This is a genomic window from Microbacterium galbinum (genome assembly GCF_023101185.1).
Taxonomy (GTDB): domain Bacteria; phylum Actinomycetota; class Actinomycetes; order Actinomycetales; family Microbacteriaceae; genus Microbacterium; species Microbacterium galbinum.
Genome location: NZ_CP078077.1, coordinates 1,209,690 through 1,227,866 on the forward strand (window position 1 = coordinate 1,209,690; position 18,177 = coordinate 1,227,866).

Consider the following 18,177-nt stretch of genomic DNA (forward strand, 5'->3'; position numbering starts at 1 on the left):
TGGGGCGGGTGTGAGGTCGGGGGTCGCCCGTCGCACCGCGGCCCCGTACCCAACTCAGGAAGGTCGGGGCGAAACCGGCTGAATCCGGGCCAGATCGGCACCGAGGCGACCGATCTTCCTGAGTGAGGTACGCCCGTCCCCCGGGCTCAGCCGCGCTCGCGCCCGCGCAGCACCCCGGCGAAGAGCACCACGGCGACGCCGACCGCGGGGATCAGCAGCAGCCCCGCGCGCAGGCTCGTCGCGTCGGCGATCATTCCCACGACGGGCGGAGACAGCAGGAACCCGAGGCGCATGAGCCACGAGACGACCGTGAGACCGGTGCCGTGACGCAGGCCCGGCAGCACATCCGCCTCGTTCATCGCGGCGGGAACCAGGGTCGCCACCCCGAACCCGGCGGCGGCGAAGCCGATGATCGTGCCGGGGATCGTGGGGAACGCGAGCGCGACACCCATGCCGACCACCACGATCACGCCACCGGCGCGCGCGACGAGTCGCTGACCGAAGCGGTCGACGAGGCCGTCGCCGAGCAGACGCCCGATGAACTGCGCGCCGACGAGCGCGATGAACCCGGTCGCCGCGATCGCCGCGGGGGCGCCGAGCGAGCCCAGGTACAGGGTCGCCCACGAGTTGCCCGCGTCTTCGACGATCGTTCCGGCCATCGCGATGATCACCAGGGCGATCAGCATCAGGACCACGCGAGGACGGATGCCGGCGCGCACCGCCGCGCGCACGTCAGCGGGGTCGGCCACCGCGTCTTCGTCGGCGGCCGCACCCGCCGCATCGAGTCCGGGGAGGCAGAACCGCAGCGCCGTCAGGGACACGGCCGAGAACAGCACCGCCGAGATCGCGAGGTGCACACCGATCGGCAGGCCGACGGCGATCGCCCCGGCGGCCATCGATCCGCCGAGCACCGCACCGATCGACCAGACCGCGTGGAAGGAGTTGAGGATCGAGCGGCCGTACCCGCGCTGCACGCGCAGACCGTGCGCGTTCTGGGCGACGTCGGTGATGGCATCCATCGCGCCGCCGACGAAGAGGCCCAGCGCGAAGAGCAGCACGCTGGGAGCGAGACCGGCGGCGAGCACTCCCACGCTCGTGAGCACGGTGCCGACGACCGCGACCTTCGCCGAGCCGAAGCGCCGGATCAGTGCCGCCGCGGCGAGGCCGGCGACGATCGCACCGACCGGGAACGAGGCGACGGCGAGACCGTAGACGGTGTTGTCGAGCCCGAGCTGCTCCTTGATCTCGGGGTAGCGCGGCAGGATGTTGGCGAACAGCGCCCCGTTGGTGAGGAAGAGCGCGGCGACGGCGCCGCGGGCGCGACGATCGGCACGCGTGGGTGCGGTGGTGGTGGTCATGATCTTCCGAGGTCAGCGAGTGGTGATGCGCTCGACGGCGATGGCGACCTCGGCCGGGTCGCGCTCGTCATCGTCGAGGGCGCGGTGGATCGAGAGGCCCTCGATCAGGGCGTCGAGCATCCGGGCGGTCTGCGGGTCGAAGTGCCGTTCGAGGGCCACGCGGCTCCGGGCCATCCACGCCGTCGTGATGGCCCGGTAGGCGGGATCGCGGGCGGCGAGCGTGTAGATCTCGTGCGAGAGAACGAGCTCGCGCGCGTCGCCGAACACGTCGCGCAGGATCAGCTCGACCACCGCGGCGCGCGCCTCGGCGGGGTCGGATGCCGCCGCCATCCGCTTCTCGAACCGCTCGCTGATCTCGGTGCCGAAGCGCGTGAACGCCTCCCGCAGCAGGTCGTCGATGCCGTCGAAGTAGTAGGTCATCGATCCGAGGGGCACACCGGCGGCCTCGGCGATGCGACGGTGCGACGCCCCCGCGACGCCGGACTCGGCGACGACGTCGAGGCAGGCGTCGATGATGCGGTCGCGGCGCGCGGGGTCGTTCTGACGCCCGCGGCGACTGCCCGGTTCAGGCGCCATCGGCCGTGTCGATCTCGCGGATCACGCGCGCCGGGTTGCCGACGGCGACGACGTTCGCCGGGATGTCGCGCGTGACCACGGCCCCCGCGCCGATCACGGAGTTCTCGCCGATGGTCACGCCGGGGCACACGATCACTCCCCCGCCGAGCCACACGTTGTCGCCGATGACAATGGGTTCGGCGGCCTCGAGCTTGTCGCGCCGCATCGTCGGGTCGATCGGATGCGTGGGCGTGAGCAGCTGCACGTTCGGTCCGATCTGGCAATCGGCACCGATCGTGATCGTGGCGACGTCGAGTGCCGTGAGGTTGAAGTTCACGAAGGTGCGCGCGCCGATCGAGATGTGATCGCCGTAGTCGACGTGCAGGGGCGGACGGATCGCGACGTCGTCGCCGAGGTCGCCGATGAGATCCTGCAGCCAGCCGCGCGCGGCCGGGTCGCCCGAGATCGTCTGCCGGTGGTAGAGGTCGGCCAGGCGCGCGGCGCGGGCTGTGCGGGCGGCGAGCTCGGGGTCGTCGCCGATGTACAGATCGCCGGCGAGCATCCGTTCCCGCTGCGTGCGGGGATCGCCCGCGAAGTAGTCGGTCATGGATCGAGGGTATCACCGTGTGCGTACGATCGTACGCACTATCTCATACGGCGACGCGAGGGGCCAGGGCCGACAGCATCCGCAGCTTCTCGTGGCTCTCGCTCCCGGGGATCGCCGTGTAGACGAGCAGCGCCTGCGACTGCTCCGGATCGAGCAGGCTCTGGCAGGTGAGCTCGAGCGCCCCGAGATCCGGATGCACGAAGCGCTTCGTCTCGTGCGGGCGGAGCCCGACCTCGTGCGTCTCCCAGATCTCCCGGAACTCGGCGCTCTGCGCGTGCAGATCGTCGGCGATCGCCGCCGCCCGCGATCGGGGGCCGCGCCGTGCGATCACCTCGCGCAAGCCCGACACCCAGAGCCGGGAGAGGTAGTCGTGCTCGTCTTCGGCGTACAGCTCGCGCGTGCGCGGGTCGCTGAACCAGCGATACCCGATGCTGCGCTCGGGACCGCGCAACGATGCCGTATCGCCCGTCAGCGCGATCCCGAGCGGCGTCTGCCGCAGCGTCTCGCCGAGCTCGCTGACGATCTCGGCCGGGGTGTCGCCCAGGCGGTCGAAGATGCGCAGCATGCCCGGGCCGATGTGGTCGCCCGCTGCCCCGCGGGGTGGCGGTTCGTGCCCCGCGAGGCGGAAGAGGTGGTCGCGCTCGTCGATCGTGAGGTGCAGGCCCTGCGCGATCGCGGCGATCATCTGCTCCGAGGGCAACGGCCCGTCGCCGCGCTCGAGACGGGCGTAGTAGTCGGCCGACATATGGCTGAGCGCCGCGACCTCCTCCCGGCGCAGCCCCTCGGTGCGGCGGCGCTGACCCCGGTGCAGCCCGACGTCCTCCGGCTGCAGGCTGTCTCGGCGCAGTCGCAGGAACCCCGCCAGCGCCTCTCTGTCGATCGCCATCCGCCACCGTCCTTTCGCCGCACCGATCCTCGCACCCGCGGCCGAGGCGTATCCACTGCATGACGTGTCCTGGATGCGCGGGGCCGACGACCGCACGCTGGAAGCAGACCACGAAGGAGCACACCATGACCCGCAGAAGCATCGACATCGAGATCCCCGACCTCACCGGCCGCCGCGCCGTCGTCACGGGAGGCAGCGACGGCATCGGCCTGCGCATCGCGACCCGCCTCGCCGCCGCCGGCGCCGAGCTGGTGCTGCCCGTGCGCAATCCGGCGAAGGGCGAGGCGGCGGCATCCGTCATCCGCGCCGCCGCGCCCGACGCCCGCGTGCAGATCGCCACGCTCGACCTCTCGTCACTGGCATCCGTCGCCGCACTCGGCGAGAGCCTGCTGTCGGACGGACGACCGATCCACCTGCTCGTGAACAACGCCGGTGTCATGACTCCACCCGATCGCCAGACCACTGCCGACGGCTTCGAGCTGCAGTTCGGCACCAACCATCTCGGTCACTTCGCCCTCGTCGGGCACCTGCTTCCGCTGCTGCGGGCGGGGCAGGCACGCGTCACCTCGCAGGTGAGCGTCGCCGCGAACCAGGGCGCCATCAACTGGAACGACCTCGCGTGGGAGCGTTCGTACAACGGCGGGCGCGCCTACAGCCAGTCCAAGATCGCGTTCGGGATGTTCGGGCTCGAGCTCGACCGTCGCAGCGCGGCCCACGGCTGGGGCATCACGAGCAATCTGTCACACCCGGGTGTCGCTCCGACGAACCTGCTCGCGGCGCGACCCGAGCTCGGGCGATCCCGCGACACCGTGGGTGTGCGGGTGATCCGCTGGGCCTCGGCGCGCGGCATCCTGCTGGGCACACCCGAGACCGCAGCGCTGCCCGCGCTGTACGCGGCGACGTCATCGGATGCCCGGGCCCGCCGCCTCTACGGCCCGAAGGGACCCGGACACCTCGGCGGCGCACCGGCCGAGCAGCCGCTCTACTCCCGGCTGCGCAGCGAGGCGGATGCCGCGCGCATCTGGCGGCTGTCGGAGGAGCTGACGGGCGTCGCGTTCCCTGACGCTTCGGTCAGTCGGTCGACCGCGAGCTGAACAGCCCGCGCAGCACGAGGAAGACCACGACCGCGACGACCAGCACGATGGCGAGCTTGGCGACGAACCAGAGGATCGAGAACAGCGCGCTCACGATCCACCAGGCGATCACGATCGCCACGATGACGCCGAGGATGGTCCAGAGGTTCTTGGTCATGCCTCCAGCCTAGGTTCCCGCGCGGGGCGTTCGAATCGCTCAGGCCGCCGGGATCTCGTCGATCGAGAAGTACACCGGCAGCCCGCGCTCGCGAGCGATCTCGACGTCCTTATCGGCGCCGGCGGATGCCCCGGGCAGACGCAGCACCGCATCGCAGTGCTGCAGCAGTCGGTGCGCGGTCTCGTACATGACGTCGCCGTCGAGGCTCTCCTCGGCGCTCCGGTCGGGACCGAGCGTGCGCAGGATCGGCAGCGCGACCCATTCGCCGATCATCGGCACGTGTCCGAGGCGGAAGATCGGAGCGGATGCCTCTTCGAGCCGCTCGAGGTTGGCGGCGATGCGCGCGGGGTCGCCGTCGGTTCCGGAGCGGTAGGGGCCGGCGATCAGGATCAGCAGTGGAGTTCTCATGCCGAAGACTGTAGCGTTAACCGTGCAAGAACGTGCAACTTCATGAAGGAACGCAAATGCTCGGTGCGCAGCGCAAGACCCATCTGCTCGAGATCCTCGCCCGAGACGGCCGGGTCGTCGCGAAGGACGTCGCCGCCGAACTCGCGCTCTCCGAGGACTCCATCCGCCGCGACCTGCGCGAACTCGCCGACGAGGGCAAGGTCATCCGTGTCTACGGCGGCGCCCTCCCGGTACCCGCCGCCGACCGCCCCGTCGACGAGCGGTCGGGCCTCGCGACGGCGAGCAAGGAGCGGGTCGCGCGGCGTGCGGCCGACGGCATCCGTCCGGGCTCGACCATCGTGCTCGACGCCGGCACGACCACCCTCGCCCTCGCCCGTCTGCTGCCGTCCGGCGCCGATCTCACCGTCATCACCCCGAGCCCCGCGATCGCCCTCGCGGTCGCCGCGCACTCCGATGCGCGGGTCGTCATGATCGGCGGTGAGCTGTCGCGGCACTCGATGGTCGCCGGGGGCGCGCTAGCGATGGAGGCGATCCGCCACCTCGCCGCCGATACGTTCTACCTCGGCGCCACCGGCATCCACCCCGAGCACGGCCTCACCACCGGCAGCCTCGACGACGCCGTCACCAAGCGCGCCATCGCCGAGCGCTGCGCCGAGACGATCGTGCTCGCGAGCGAGGAGAAGATCGGCGCGGTCTCGCGCTTCCCCGTGCTCGATCTCGCCGCCGTGACGGCCGTGATCACCGATCCGCTCGACGAGAATCCGCTGATCGCGGGGCTGGCCTCGGCGGTCGCGCGTTCATAACTCCGGAAGAGCATCGGCGAACCGCCGAGTTCGCACCGCTTTCGGACTCCGCCGGCTCGTTTTCGAGGAGTTATGAACCGCAACCGGCTCAGACCGGTACCGGAGCTGTACCCAACTCAGGAACAACGGGCGAAACCGCACCGAGAACAGTCGATTCGGACCGCCCGATCCCTGATCTTCCTGAGTTGGGGACGCGGGGTGCGCGTGACTCCGGAGAATCGGAGGGTTCGGGCCGGATTCGACCGAATCGGGGCCGGCGGCACAAGGTCTTCCGGAGATACGCGCACCGTCCGTCACACTTCCCCCGGCCACGGCGTCAACACTTCGACGGCGCACCCCGCGCCGACGAAGGAGACAACGTGTCGCACGTCAACATCGGCAAGACCTACCCCGCTCCCTACCAGGCGATGCTCGCGTTCGCGGGCACGGCCGCCGAGGCCGGAACGGATGCCGGGCTCTCGCCGCTGCTCGTCGAACTGGTGAAGGTGCGGGCCTCGCAGCTCAACGGCTGCGCGTTCTGCCTGCGCATGCACGCCGCGGATGCCGTGAAGCACGGCGAGACCGCCGACCGACTGGCCGTGCTCGCCGGCTGGTGGGAGTCGCAGTACTTCAGCCCCGAGGAGCAGGCCGCCCTCGTCATCGCCGAGCGGGTGACGCTGATCGGCGACCACGGGCGTCTGCCCGATCGCGGCATCACGCCCGAAGACGTGCTGACCGAGAAGCAGATCGCCGCGGTCACCTGGCTCGTCGTCGTGATCAACAGCTGGAACCGGATCGCGATCACGAGCCAGTACCCCGTCGCGCCCTGACCGCGCGCGGGCCCGAACGGAGAGGGAGGGGAGGATGCTCCCCAGCCTCCTCCCCTCCGTGATGCCCCGGTCCGACGGGGAGACGGACCGAAGACGTGGCGCGCGATGAGGGAACGGCGCCATGTACTACGACGAGACCGGTGCGATTTTCTTACGCGGATTCGGTGGCGACTTCGACGGGAGGATGCTCCGCCGCCCACGAGGCGAGCAGATGCAGCCGCTCGGCCGACGGCGATCCGGGTTCGGCGGTGTAGATCATGAGCACGTTGCCGGGCTCGGCGGTGATCGCGAGTTCCTCGTAGGCGAGCGTCAGCTCACCGACGACCGGGTGCCGGAACCGCTTCGTGCCGGTGCCGTGGATCCGCACATCGTGCGCCGCCCACAACGCGCGGAAGACCTCGCTACGGGTCGACAGCTCGCCCACCAGATCCTGCATGCCCTTGTCGTGCGGGTCGCGGCCCGCCTCGGCGCGCATGATCCCGACGCACATGCTGGCGAAGAGATCCCAGTCCGGGTAGAAGTCCCGCGACGCGGGGTCGAGGAACTGGAAGCGCGCGAGATTCGGGGTGCGCCCGCCATCGCCGATCACGGGCGAGTAGAACGCGCGGCCCAGCTCGTTGGTCGCGAGCAGGTTCTGGTTCGCGTCGCGCACGAAGGCCACGGCATCCGTCATCGCGGCGAGCGCCCATGCCAGACTCGGCCGCGGGGCGCTCTGCTTCGTCGCTCGGCGGCGCGCACGCCCGCTGGCGGGCACGCCGTCGGCGGCGCGCGCCAGGTCGAGCAGATGCGCCCGCTCGGCCTCGTCGAGCAGCAGCGCCCGCGACAGCGCATCGAGAACGGATGCCGACGCCCCGGCGAGCGCGCCCCGTTCGAGTTTCGCGTAGTACTCCACGCTCACCCCGGCGAGAGTCGCGACCTCGCTGCGCCGGAGCCCGGCGACACGACGGTTGGTGCCGGCGGTGAGTCCCACCGCCTCGGGGGTGAGCCGTGCGCGGCGGGTCATCAGGAACTCGCGCACCTCGGATCGGTTGTCCATGACTTCAGGGTAGGTCGCAGGTCGCCTCTGCGGGAGGCGTGAGGGGTGCCCTGCCGGTACACCCCTTCGCAGGGACTCCCTCCCCCGTCGCGCGAGGCGCACAGTGGGAAGCATCCACTCAGAGAAGGAGACCACCCAGATGCGTGGAGTCGTCATGCACGCCCCCGGCGATGTCCGGACCGAAGACCTCGAGATGCCCGTCATCGTCGAGCCGACCGACGCGATCATCCGCGTCACCGCGACCTGCATCTGCGGGTCGGACCTCTGGCCGTACCGCGGCCTCGAGCCCCTCGCCCCGCACGGGCAGCGGATGGGCCACGAGTACATCGGTGTCGTCGAGACCGTCGGCGATTCCGTGACCTCCGTCGCGCCCGGAGACTACGTCGTCGGCTCCTTTGTCGCCTCCGACAACACCTGCGAGATCTGCCAGGCGGGCTACCAGTCGCGCTGCGTGCACCAGGTGATGATGGGATCCGTCGGCACCCAGGCGCAGTACGCGCGCATCCCCCTCGCCGACGGCACCCTCGTGAAGACGCCGGGCGAGCCCTCCGCCGACCTCGTGCCGTCGCTGCTCGCGGCATCCGATGTGCTCGGCACCGGCTGGTACGCGGCCATCGCCGCCGAAGCCGGCCCCGGCAAGACCGTCGCGGTCGTCGGTGACGGCGCCGTCGGACTCCTCGGCATCCTCGCCGCGAAGCAGCTCGGTGCGGAGCGCATCATCGCGATGTCGCGGCACGCCGACCGGCAGGCGCTCGCGCGCAGATTCGGTGCGACCGACATCGTCGAGGAGCGGGGGGATGCCGGCGTCGCCGCGATCAAGGAGCTGACCGGCGGACTCGGTGCGCACAGCACGATCGAGGCCGTCGGCACGCAGGAGTCGATGGAGCAGGCGATCCGCGCGACCCGGGCCGGCGGGCACGTCGGATACGTCGGCGTCTCGCACGACGTGTCGCTCGACGGTTTCGAGCTGTTCTTCTCGAGCGTGCACCTGCACGGCGGGCCCGCCCCCGTGCGCGCCTACCTGCCCGAGCTGATCCAGCTCATCTGGGACCGCGAGATCGACCCCGGCGTCGTCTTCGACCTCACGCTGCACCTCGACGAGGCATCCGAGGGGTACAAGGCGATGGATGAGCGCCGTGCGACCAAGGTGCTGCTGACGACGGACTGACCGTCGGCTTTCGAGAGGAGACACCATGAACATCGAAGCATCCGTTCCCACCACGAAGAACCCGCCGGAGCAGTTCGCCGGCGACGTCTGGCTCGACGTGATCGCCGCCCCGCACGAGGCGGGCCAGCGCGCGACCGTCGCCCTCGTGCGCTTCGCGCCCGGCGCCCGCACCGCCTGGCACTCGCACGCGCGCGGCCAGTACCTGCGCGTGACCTCGGGTGTGGCCCGTTTCGGCGACCGCGACGGCAACATCATCGAGGTGCATCCGGGGCAGACGCTCTACACGCCGCCCGGCCAGGACCACTGGCACGCGGCGGCACCCGGCTGCTTCATGGAGCACATCGCGATCCTCGAAGCGGGCGACGACCCGGCGGCGACCACGACGTGGAAAGAGCACGTGACGGATGCCGAGTTCGACGGGGCGGTCGGTGCATGACCGGCTGGACGGGCGGACAGCGTTCCGTCGGCGACATCGCCCCGGCCCTCGCCCACTACACGGATGCCGTGCTGTTCGACGAGGTCTGGGCCAGGCCCGAACTCTCGCCGCGCGACCGCAGTCTCGTCACGGTGTCGGCGCTCGTGACGCTCGGGGCCGTCGATCAGCTCGAGTTCCACCTGGGCTTCGCCCGCGACAACGGCGTGACCGAGGAGGAGCTGGTCGAGGCGATCACGCACTTGGCGTTCTACGTGGGCTGGCCCCGGGCGATGGGCGCGATCGCAGCGGCGCGGAAGGCGTTCGCGGCGTGCTGAGTGACGGCATACGGCTGTTCTCCTGCACGACTTCGGAGCTCTCGGGCGACACACGGGGGACGGATGCCGCGACGCGGCGTGTCTCGTCGGATCTCCGAAGTCGTGCGGCAGCTGACCCGCGCCTACGCATAGACCGCGGCGCGAGCCCGGGTACCGTGGGCAGGTGTTCGAAGAGACCGTGACCGACCGCCTGATCCTCAGTCCCATCGCCTCCGCGGATGCTCGGACCGTCGCCGCGATCTTCGCGCTGCAGTCCGACCCCGCGACGTGGGCGCATCTGCCGGAGGCCGTCGAGACCGACATCTCCCAGAGCCGGGCTCGCGCGGCCGATCACGGAAAGTCGTGGGCGGAGTTCGGCCTCGGCTGGTGGTTGCTGCGGCTGCGCGCGCCCCTCGGAGACCTCGACACTGAAACGGTCATCGGGATCGGCGGGGCTGCGATCCGACCGCATCAGGCCGCCGCATGGAACCTCGGTTACCGGCTCACTCCGGGCGCCTGGGGACACGGGCTCGCGACCGAGGTCGGCCGTGCTGGCCTGGCCGCGGCGACCGCCGCCCGCCCCGATCTGCCCGTCACCGCCCGCGTGCTCGCCCACAACCGCGCGTCGTGGCGCACGCTCGAGCGGGTGGGTCTCGCGCAGGTCTGGGAGGGAGACGCGCCCGCCGACTACGCCCTCACGTCGGGCATGCAGCGACGTGTCTATGCCGATCGAGCCCTGCCCTCGGAACTCCGCGACCGTCTCATCGCCCTGGGCTGATCCGATCCGGTCGCGCCCCCGCACAACTTCGGAGTTCTCGGGCGACACGCCGGGGGACGGATGCCGCGACGCGGCGTGTCTCGTCGGATCTCCGAAGTCGTGCGGGGCGGGGCGCTTCGACGGGCTCAGCGACGCAGAAGGGGCGGGCGGGCTCAGACGTACAGGAGGTCGTCGGCGACAGCATCCGCCCAGTCCGGCACCGCCAGGCGCGCGGGGTCGTCCCACTCGCCCGCGACGATCTGCGCGAAGGCGCCGCGCACGCCGAAGAGCTTCTCGAGCGGGCTCCAGTCCGACTCCCCCGGCATCGGCACGAGCGAGCGCTCGACGAGCGCGCCCGGGTGCAGCTCCTCGACCAGCGACAGCAACCGCACGCCCGCCGACACGGGGCGCAGCGCCTCGGCATCCGTCACGTGCAGGATGATGCCCTCGCACGCCTCGCCCGCGTGGTCGCGCACGAGCGGGGTGAACCCGTAGGGCACGGCGGCCAGTCCCGGCAGGCCCGCGGCGTTGACGGCGGAGGCGTAGCGCTCCCCGTCGATGAACGGCGCCGCGATCACACGGAACGGCACGGCGGTGCTGCGACCCTCCGACACGTTCACGCCCTCGGCGAGACAGGTTCCGGGGTACAGCAGCGTCGTGGTGGGGCTCGGCAGGTTCGGCGACGGCGGCATCCAGGTGCCCTCCCCTCCACCGATCGCCGCATCACGGGTGAGACCCGCCACCTCGACGACCTCGAGCTCGACGTCGATGCCGCGCGTGCGCACCCAGTGCCGGGCGAGTTCGCCGATCGTGAGGCCGTGGCGGATCGGCATCGTCCAGCGGCCGACGAGGGACTGCGCGCCCTCGTCGAGCATCGGCCCCTCCGCGCGATCGAGCCGCCCGCCGAGCGGATTCGGGCGGTCGAGCACGACGACCGCGACGCCCGCATCGGCGCAGGCCTCGAGCAGGTGGCTCATCGTCCAGATGTACGTGTAGAAGCGGGCGCCGACGTCGGGCAGGTCGACGAGGACGACGTCGAGGTCGTCGAGATCGGATGCCGACGGCCGCACCGCATCGCCGTAGAGGCTGCGCACCTCGACGCCGGTGACGGGATCGCGCAGGTCGCCGACGTGTTCTCCCTCGCGCGCCCGCCCGCTCAACCCGTGCTCGGGTCCGAACAGCCGCGTGAACGAGAAGCCCGTCGCGGCGAGCGCCTCCCTCCCCCGCAGCAGCCCGGAGGTGAGTGCGAGGTCGTTCGTCAGCATCCCGATCCTGCCGCCGGTGAGGCGGGCGAGCAGATCGGGGCGGATGTCGCGGCGGATCAGTCGGTCGATACCGAGGTGCAGGGCGGGCATGTGATCAGTCGATTCTGTGGTCGGTGACGGCGTTGAAGGTGCGCTGGAGGTTGTCGGCGATGGTGTCGTAGTCGGCCTGGGCGATGCGGGTGAACAGGAAGTCGAGCACCGCGAGCTGCGCGATGCGGCTGGCCATCGCGCCCGAGCGGAAGGTCGACTCGGAGACGGCGGTGAACAGCACGAGATCGCAGACCCGCGCGAGCGGCGAGCGCGGGTTGTTGGTGATCGCGACGGTGGTGGCGCCTGCACGGGCGGCGACCTCGGCCGACTGCACGATCTCGAGCGTGCGCCCGGAGTGCGAGATCGCGATGGCGACGTCGCGCTCGTCGAGCAGGGCGGCGCCGGTGAGCGCGAGATGCAGATCGGTGCGGGCCTGGGCCACGAGTCCGGCGCGGTGCAGTTTCTGCTCGAGGTCTTGAGCGGCGAGTCCGCTCGATGCGGCGCCGTAGATGTCGATGCGGCGAGCGCCGCGCACGGCGCCGACGCACGTCTCGAGCACGTCGATGTCGATCTGGCGCGCGGTGCGCTCGATGGCGGATGCCTCGGCGAAGGCGATCTTGCGCACGGTCGTGAGGGCGTCGTCGTGGCGACTGACGTCGCTCTCGGACACTTGGAAGCGCTCACGTTCGGAGGCCGTGCGGTCGAGTTCGGTGGCGAGGGCGAGGCGCAGATCGGGGTAGCCGGAGAAGCCGAGGCTCTGCGTGAATCGGGCGATGCTGGCGACCGAGGTGCCCACGGCGAGCGCCAGCTGGGTGATGGAGTTGTCGACCGCGCTCTGCGGATCGGCGAGCACGTGGGAGGCGATCCGGCGCTCGGTGGGCGTGAGCACGGAGAGCCTCTGGTGGATGGCGGTCATCGCGCTGGTGGTCACGCCAAAAGGATTGCAGATTCGAATCAATAAGTGAAAGGAATTTTCAGAAAGCCCTTGATCTTCTGTAACTCATTGCCCAAAGTAGGGCAGAGGCATTCACAGCAGAGCGCCCCGGTCCCGTCCGACGGCTCTCATCAACCGAGAGGATTCCCATGCGACACCGCACCACCCGACTCGCGTTCACCGCGGGCCTTCTCGTCACCGGGCTCGCCGTCGCGGGCTGCGCTCCCGCCGCGTCCAGCGGTGACGGGGACGGCGAAGAGGTCACCCTCAAGATCTGGTCCTGGCAGGCATCCTCGTCGCCGAAGTGGGAAGCCGTCTTCGACAAGTACGAGGAATCGCACCCCGGCGTGACCATCGAGTTCGAGGGCTACCAGCCCACCGAGTACAACCAGATCCTCGCCACCGGCCTCGAGGGCAGCGACGGACCCGACATCGCCATGCTGCGCGCCTACGGCGGCATCCAGCCCGCGATCCAGTCGGAGCAGATCGTGCCGATCGACGACATCGTCGACGGTCTCGACCAGTTCGACCCGACCGTGCTGCGCGCCGCTCAGGGCAAGGACGACGGGGCCACCTACGGCGTGCCCTTCGCGTACCAGACCATGCAGATGTTCTACAACAAGACGATGTTCGACGAGATGGGCCTCGAGGAGCCCACCGACTGGGACGAGTTCATCGAGCTGCAGGACACCCTGCTCGACGAGGGCGTGACGCCGATGGCGCTCGGCGCCCGCGAGGACTGGGTGCTGCCGATGTTCCACGACATCGTGGGCTCGGCCAACTACGGCGGCGCCGACTTCGAGGAGAAGGTGCTCGCCGGCGAGACCGACTTCACCGACCCCGCCTACGTGTCGTCGCTGCAGATCGTGCAGGACATGCAGAAGTACCTCGACAAGAACGTCAACGCGATCGCCGTCGCCGACGCCGTGCTGCAGTTCACCTCGGGCCAGGCCGCGCAGTGGCCCGGCGGCTCGTTCGACCTGCCGACGTTCCAGAACTCGGCGCCCGACACCGAGTGGGGCGTGTACGAGGTGCCGCCGGCCCCCGGCAGCGCCCTCGACCACGCGGTCACGCCGGGCTACGCCGACGGCAGCTTCGGCATCAACGCCGCGAGCGAGAACCAGGATGCCGCGACCGAGCTGCTCAACTGGATGACCACGAAGGAGTTCGGCCAGCTCGTCGCCGACGAGGTCGACCAGTTCTCGGCGCTCCCGGGCGTGACCTACTCCGACCCGCTCATGCAGGAGATGAACGAGGCGTACACCGCCAACCCGGCGCCGTACTTGCTGCTCGTCGACTTCCGCTACGGCGACCCGACCGGCACCGCAGTGCTCGGCCCGGACATCCAGGCGATGTTCCTCGGCGACAAGACGCCCGAGCAGCTCGGCGCCGACCTGCAGTCCGGGGTCTCCACCTGGTTCACCCCGGGTTCCTGATCCGAACACGAGGGGGCGTCGATCCGGCGCCCCCTCGCGGAGCGAAAGACACACCATGGCCCTGACCCTCCCCCTCCGGCGCGACCCCGCCACCTCGGGCGCCCCGAAGCGCCGCACCCGCGCGGGCATCGCGCTGAGCACCCCCACGGCGGCGCTGTTCGTGCTGCCCGCGGCCGTGCTCTTCGCGGTGCTGATCCTCTACCCGATGCTCGCCGCGCTCAGCTACTCGTTCTTCGACTGGCAGGGCACCAAGCAGGGCGGCTTCGCCGGCGTCGCCAACTACATCACGCTCCTCACGAAGGAGCCGTACGCCTCCGAGCTGTGGAACGCGTTCGGGCACAACCTGCTGCTGTTCGCCGGGGCGCTCGTCTTCCAGAACTCGCTCGGCCTCGGCATCGCGACGCTGCTGCACCGCCGCAAGCGCACCAAGCGCTTCTTCCAGACGATCTTCGCGCTCCCCTACCTCGTGAGCCCGATGGTCATCGGCTACCTGTGGTCGCTCATGCTGTCTCCGCTGTTCGGTCCGGTCAACGCGATCCTGCGCGGCGTGGGCCTCGAGAGCCTGGCCCTGCCGTGGCTCGGCGACCCGCAGCTCGCGATCTGGGTGATCGTGCTCGTGAGCGCCTGGCAGTGGCTCGGTTTCCCGATCCTGCTCTACGGCGCGGCGCTCGGCGGCATCCCCGAGGAGATCGAGGAGGCCGCGTCGCTCGACGGCGCGACCGCCGCCAAGCGCTTCCGCTACATCACCCTGCCGATGCTCACGCCCACGATCGGCATCATCACCGTGCTCACCTTCATCGGCAGCATGGAGGCGATGGCGATCCCGTTCGCCCTCGCCGGATCCAACGGTGCCCCCGCCGGGTCGACCGACGTGATGATGCTGCTCTTCTACCGCACCGCCTTCGAGTCGGGCAACCCGAACTCGATCGGCGTCTCCTCCGCGCTCGCGACGGTCCTCTTCATCTTCATCATGGTGATCTCGGTCGTGATCACCTCGACGATGCGTCGCGCCGAACGAAAGCTGTTCTGATGAGCACCGCCACCGAAACCCGCCCGGAGCCGACCACCGAGGCCATCGTCTCGGGCCGTCGCCCCGCCGCGCCCCGACGCCGGTCGAGCCGCACGAACGACACCCCGTTCATCGGACGCCTGTTCGCGAACGTGTTCCTGTGGGGATACGCGCTCGTCGCGATCGGCCCGCTGCTGCTCATGGTCAACAACTCGCTGCGCACCCAGCAGCAGATCGCGACCGAGCCGCTCGGCCTGCCCGTGCCGCCGACGTTCACGAGCTTCCAGAACGCGTGGATCACGGCATCCTTCGACACCTACTTCGTCAACTCGATCACCGTCACCGTCGGCTCGGTCATCGTGACCACCGTCGTGTCGGTGCTCGCCGCCTACGCGTTCGCCCGGGCGCGGGCGAAGTTCTTCCGGGGCATCGAGGCGGTGTTCCTCTCGGGCCTCATGCTGCCGGTGCACCTCGCGATCCTGCCGCTGTTCTATCTGCTCGACTCGCTCAAGATGACCAGCAACGTGTTCAGCCTGATCCTCGTGTACGGCGCCCTCGGCATCCCGTTCACGACCTTCGTGCTGACGGTCTTCTTCCGCGCCCTGCCGATCGAGCTCGAAGAGGCGGCGCGCATCGACGGCGCGGGTCCGTTCCGCACCTTCGTGCAGATCCTGCTGCCGCTCGTGCGTCCGGCGCTCGCGACCGTGATCGTCTTCCGCTTCGTGCCCGTGTGGAACGACTTCTTCTACCCGCTGATCCTGCTGCGCGACCGCGACTCGTACACGCTGCCCGTCGGGCTCACCCGCTTCTTCGGCGAGTACTCCACCGACTGGCCGCAGCTGTTCGCGGGTCTCACGATCGCCACGATCCCGCTGGTCGTGCTGTTCCTGCTGGCCACGAAGCAGATCGTCAACGGCCTCACCTCCGGCATGAGCAAGTGAGTCGCGCGTGGTGAACGGCGCTCCGGGCTCGGCGTGGGCATCGCTGCGGTCGATCGACGACGATGCGGTGGTGCTCGGCTCCGCCGCCGATGACGAGCGGATGCCGTTGACCCCGGCGCACCTGTTCGACCTCGCGTCGCTCACCAAGACGTTCACGACCGTCGCCGCGCTGCGGCTCGTCGACGCCGGGCTGCTGGGGCTGGACGAGCCCGTGCGGTCGTTCGTGCCCGTCGGCTCGGAGGCCGATGGCGTGACGCTGCGGCAACTGCTCACGCATACATCGGGCTTGCCGGCCGAGGGGCGGATGTGGCGGACGGGACTCACCGGGGAGGAGCTGCGCTCGGCGGTGCTCCGGTCGCCGCTCGTCGCGTCAGCGGGCTCGGTGCACCGCTACTCGGACGTCGGATTCATCGCGGTCGGCGAGATCGTGGAGCGGGTCTCGGGGCGGGCGTTGGACGCGCACGTCGCCGAGATCGCGGGGTTGCTCGGCGCATCGTCAGTGACCTGGCAGCCTTCGGCGGACCTCGCGGTGGCGACCGAGAGGCAGCCGCATCGCGGGCTCGTGCGCGGCGAGGTGCACGACGAGTTAGCTCACGCCCTCGGCCGCCCCGCGGGTCACGCCGGGCTGTTCGGGACGGTCGAAGACGTGGCGGCGCTCGCGCGCATGATCCGCGACGACGGGGTCGGCGCCGGCGGACGCGTACTGTCGGCCGACGGCATCCGTCTGATGACGACGCCCGCCGCGACCGCCGATGCCGGGTACGGACAGGCGCTCGGCCTGCGCGTGCGCGACGCGGCCTGGATGGGCGGGGCGGATGCCGTCGGCCACACCGGCTTCACGGGCACCGCGTTCGCGGTCTCGCGCTCGGGCGCCTTCGGCGTGCTGCTCACCAACCGCGTGCACCCGACTCGCGAGGGCACCGATCTCAGCGCCGCGCGCCGGGAGTTCTTCTCGTTCCTCGGATGAGGTGGGCTCCTCGGGCCGGGACGCTTCGACAAGCTCAGCGACCCAGTGCTAGCGGGCCCCTGAGCTTGTCGAAGGGCCCCACAACCTGGGTCCCTGAGCTTGTCGAAGGGCCCCGCCCCGCGCTACTCCCCGCTCACCAGCTCTCCCCCGGCGGCGCGCCAGTCGATGAGCCCGCGCGCCATGTTGGTCGCCTCGAAGCCCAGCTCGGCGAGCAGGTTCGCGGCGCCGCTCGACAGCAGCCCTCCCGTGCAGAAGGTGAGGAGCATCCGGTCGTCGGGGAGTTCGTCGGCGCGTCCTTCGAGCTCGCCGAGCGGGATGTGGATCGAACCCGGGATGTGGGCGCGGCGCCAGTCCTGCACACGTCGCACGTCGATCACGAGGGCGCCCTCGGCGATGAGCCGTTGCGCCTCTTCTGAGGTCACCGCCGGCGGGCGCCGGAAGAAGTGCCGCACACTCACCGGCGGGCCTCTCGTCGCACGTTGACCAGGGTGAGCACACCGCCGGCGACCGGGATGAGAGCCATCAGGCGGGTGCGCAGCATCAGGTCGCGCGCGAACAGCGCCGTGACGGCGACCGCCAGGAACAGCGCGCCGTGCACCGGACCGATCACCGAGGCGACCCCGTCGATGTGCACGGTGGCGAGGTTGATCAACAGCACCGCGATGCTCAGCAGCTCGAGCACCGACAGCACCTCGAGCACCCGCAGCACGGGCCTCATGCGGCACCCGGTCGCACGATCATGAGCACGACGACCGCGGCCCAGAGCACATTGAAGACTCCGGTGAGCATGCGCATGGTGCGCAGGCCGCGTGCATCCAGGGTGCCGGCGAGCGCGTCGCGCTGGGCGGGCACGATCCGCAGCGCGAGCAGCGCACCGGCGACGGCGGTGAGCACCATGGCGATCGTGATCCAGATCTCGCCGAGACGCCCCTGCACGGCCGCGAGCACGAGTCCGATCACGGGAACGACAAGGGCCAGGATGCCGTAGACCCGGGTGATCCGGTGCAACACCGTCGCGACGGCGGGCGCGGTGGCGACGGCATCCGCTCCGGTGCCGGTGGCCGGTGCCGCGAATCGCGGGAAGAGGCTGGTGGTGACGGCGACGGGGCCGACGAAGAGGATGCCGGCGAGCACGTGCGCGGCGAGCAGGATGTTCTCCATAGCTTTAGTCTAGCTAAAGGTTTACGGGCGGCGAGACCGCACTTCGGTCGCGAGACATGATCAGCGA

At 70.4% G+C, this 18,177-nt stretch carries 23 protein-coding genes; 11 read left to right on the forward strand and 12 right to left on the reverse strand.

Annotated elements, in window-relative coordinates; all coding sequences use genetic code 11:
* Positions 1 to 146: 146 nt before the first annotated feature.
* The 4 genes from KV396_RS06020 to KV396_RS06035 are packed head-to-tail and all read right to left on the reverse strand — an operon-like array spanning position 147 to position 3,406.
* A complete protein-coding gene (locus tag KV396_RS06020; protein WP_247957194.1) occupies positions 147 to 1,358 on the reverse strand; it encodes an MFS transporter in 1,212 nt (403 codons plus the stop codon).
* 12 nt (positions 1,359 to 1,370) lie between these two features.
* Positions 1,371 to 1,934, reverse strand: a complete 564-nt coding sequence (locus KV396_RS06025) for a TetR/AcrR family transcriptional regulator (RefSeq protein WP_247624145.1) — start codon at positions 1,932 to 1,934, stop codon at positions 1,371 to 1,373.
* Positions 1,924 to 2,520, reverse strand: coding sequence for a sugar O-acetyltransferase (locus KV396_RS06030; protein ID WP_247633499.1), 597 nt, complete (start codon positions 2,518 to 2,520; stop codon positions 1,924 to 1,926). Before KV396_RS06030 ends, KV396_RS06025 begins: the two co-directional genes overlap by 11 nt.
* A 43-nt stretch (positions 2,521 to 2,563) precedes the next feature.
* The gene (locus tag KV396_RS06035) at positions 2,564 to 3,406 is read right to left on the reverse strand and encodes a helix-turn-helix transcriptional regulator (protein WP_247957195.1); all 843 of its coding nucleotides are present in this window, start codon (positions 3,404 to 3,406) and stop codon (positions 2,564 to 2,566) included.
* A 125-nt stretch (positions 3,407 to 3,531) separates the two neighbouring features.
* Between KV396_RS06035 and KV396_RS06040 the strand changes: the two genes are divergently transcribed.
* Positions 3,532 to 4,500, forward strand: a complete 969-nt coding sequence (locus tag KV396_RS06040; RefSeq protein WP_247957196.1) for an SDR family oxidoreductase — start codon at positions 3,532 to 3,534, stop codon at positions 4,498 to 4,500.
* Here KV396_RS06040 and KV396_RS06045 read toward each other — a convergent pair.
* Both KV396_RS06045 and KV396_RS06050 read right to left on the reverse strand, forming a co-directional pair.
* A complete protein-coding gene (locus tag KV396_RS06045; protein ID WP_247633496.1) occupies positions 4,478 to 4,657 on the reverse strand; it encodes a hypothetical protein in 180 nt (59 codons plus the stop codon). The genes KV396_RS06040 and KV396_RS06045 overlap by 23 nt on opposite strands.
* Before the next feature lie 39 nt (positions 4,658 to 4,696).
* The gene (locus KV396_RS06050; RefSeq protein WP_247957197.1) at positions 4,697 to 5,065 is read right to left on the reverse strand and encodes a DUF4406 domain-containing protein; all 369 of its coding nucleotides are present in this window, start codon (positions 5,063 to 5,065) and stop codon (positions 4,697 to 4,699) included.
* A 56-nt stretch (positions 5,066 to 5,121) separates the two neighbouring features.
* Between KV396_RS06050 and KV396_RS06055 the strand changes: the two genes are divergently transcribed.
* Complete coding sequence (locus KV396_RS06055) at positions 5,122 to 5,868, forward strand: DeoR/GlpR family DNA-binding transcription regulator (protein WP_247957198.1); 747 nt, start codon at positions 5,122 to 5,124, stop codon at positions 5,866 to 5,868.
* Between the two features lie 359 nt (positions 5,869 to 6,227).
* Entirely contained in the window at positions 6,228 to 6,677 is a 450-nt protein-coding gene (locus KV396_RS06060; protein WP_247957199.1) for a carboxymuconolactone decarboxylase family protein, read from the forward strand.
* Positions 6,678 to 6,828: 151 nt separating this feature from the next.
* Here the strand turns inward: KV396_RS06060 and KV396_RS06065 are convergent, their stop codons facing one another.
* Entirely contained in the window at positions 6,829 to 7,713 is an 885-nt protein-coding gene (locus KV396_RS06065) for a helix-turn-helix transcriptional regulator (RefSeq protein ID WP_247957200.1), read from the reverse strand.
* Positions 7,714 to 7,852: 139 nt separating this feature from the next.
* Between KV396_RS06065 and KV396_RS06070 the strand changes: the two genes are divergently transcribed.
* From KV396_RS06070 to KV396_RS06085, 4 genes are all read left to right on the forward strand, one after another.
* Positions 7,853 to 8,881: a zinc-dependent alcohol dehydrogenase family protein gene (locus KV396_RS06070; RefSeq protein WP_247957201.1), complete on the forward strand. Its 1,029-nt coding sequence runs from the start codon at positions 7,853 to 7,855 to the stop codon at positions 8,879 to 8,881.
* 25 nt (positions 8,882 to 8,906) lie between these two features.
* A complete protein-coding gene (locus tag KV396_RS06075; protein ID WP_247624135.1) occupies positions 8,907 to 9,317 on the forward strand; it encodes a (R)-mandelonitrile lyase in 411 nt (136 codons plus the stop codon).
* The gene (locus KV396_RS06080; RefSeq protein ID WP_247957202.1) at positions 9,314 to 9,631 is read left to right on the forward strand and encodes a carboxymuconolactone decarboxylase family protein; all 318 of its coding nucleotides are present in this window, start codon (positions 9,314 to 9,316) and stop codon (positions 9,629 to 9,631) included. Before KV396_RS06075 ends, KV396_RS06080 begins: the two co-directional genes overlap by 4 nt.
* Before the next feature lie 163 nt (positions 9,632 to 9,794).
* Entirely contained in the window at positions 9,795 to 10,388 is a 594-nt protein-coding gene (locus KV396_RS06085; protein WP_247957203.1) for a GNAT family N-acetyltransferase, read from the forward strand.
* Positions 10,389 to 10,540: 152 nt separating this feature from the next.
* On the opposite strand, the gene KV396_RS06090 is transcribed toward KV396_RS06085, so the two are convergent.
* Both KV396_RS06090 and KV396_RS06095 read right to left on the reverse strand, forming a co-directional pair.
* Positions 10,541 to 11,722 carry an exo-beta-N-acetylmuramidase NamZ family protein gene (locus KV396_RS06090; RefSeq protein ID WP_247957204.1) on the reverse strand — a complete coding sequence of 394 codons (1,182 nt, stop codon included), beginning with the start codon at positions 11,720 to 11,722 and terminating at the stop codon, positions 10,541 to 10,543.
* A gap of 4 nt (positions 11,723 to 11,726) precedes the next feature.
* On the reverse strand, positions 11,727 to 12,593 hold the full coding sequence (locus KV396_RS06095; protein WP_247633487.1) for a MurR/RpiR family transcriptional regulator: 867 nt from the start codon (positions 12,591 to 12,593) through the stop codon (positions 11,727 to 11,729).
* Positions 12,594 to 12,745: 152 nt separating this feature from the next.
* Between KV396_RS06095 and KV396_RS06100 the strand changes: the two genes are divergently transcribed.
* The 4 genes from KV396_RS06100 to KV396_RS06115 are packed head-to-tail and all read left to right on the forward strand — an operon-like array spanning position 12,746 to position 16,949.
* Positions 12,746 to 14,032, forward strand: a complete 1,287-nt coding sequence (locus KV396_RS06100; protein ID WP_247957205.1) for an ABC transporter substrate-binding protein — start codon at positions 12,746 to 12,748, stop codon at positions 14,030 to 14,032.
* Between the two features lie 55 nt (positions 14,033 to 14,087).
* Complete coding sequence (locus tag KV396_RS06105; RefSeq protein ID WP_247624129.1) at positions 14,088 to 15,062, forward strand: carbohydrate ABC transporter permease; 975 nt, start codon at positions 14,088 to 14,090, stop codon at positions 15,060 to 15,062.
* A complete protein-coding gene (locus KV396_RS06110; RefSeq protein WP_247957206.1) occupies positions 15,062 to 15,982 on the forward strand; it encodes a carbohydrate ABC transporter permease in 921 nt (306 codons plus the stop codon). The genes KV396_RS06105 and KV396_RS06110 overlap by 1 nt, the downstream gene beginning before the upstream one ends.
* Before the next feature lie 10 nt (positions 15,983 to 15,992).
* Positions 15,993 to 16,949 carry a serine hydrolase domain-containing protein gene (locus KV396_RS06115; RefSeq protein ID WP_247957207.1) on the forward strand — a complete coding sequence of 319 codons (957 nt, stop codon included), beginning with the start codon at positions 15,993 to 15,995 and terminating at the stop codon, positions 16,947 to 16,949.
* 122 nt (positions 16,950 to 17,071) lie between these two features.
* Here KV396_RS06115 and KV396_RS06120 read toward each other — a convergent pair whose 3' ends face one another.
* Genes KV396_RS06120 through KV396_RS06130 form a run of 3 tightly spaced genes read right to left on the reverse strand, consistent with a single transcriptional unit; the run spans position 17,072 to position 18,110 of the window.
* Entirely contained in the window at positions 17,072 to 17,407 is a 336-nt protein-coding gene (locus KV396_RS06120) for a rhodanese-like domain-containing protein (protein ID WP_247957208.1), read from the reverse strand.
* On the reverse strand, positions 17,404 to 17,667 hold the full coding sequence (locus tag KV396_RS06125) for a hypothetical protein (RefSeq protein ID WP_247633481.1): 264 nt from the start codon (positions 17,665 to 17,667) through the stop codon (positions 17,404 to 17,406). Before KV396_RS06125 ends, KV396_RS06120 begins: the two co-directional genes overlap by 4 nt.
* Positions 17,664 to 18,110, reverse strand: a complete 447-nt coding sequence (locus KV396_RS06130) for a hypothetical protein (RefSeq protein ID WP_247633480.1) — start codon at positions 18,108 to 18,110, stop codon at positions 17,664 to 17,666. The genes KV396_RS06125 and KV396_RS06130 overlap by 4 nt, the downstream gene beginning before the upstream one ends.
* Positions 18,111 to 18,177 lie beyond the last annotated feature (67 nt).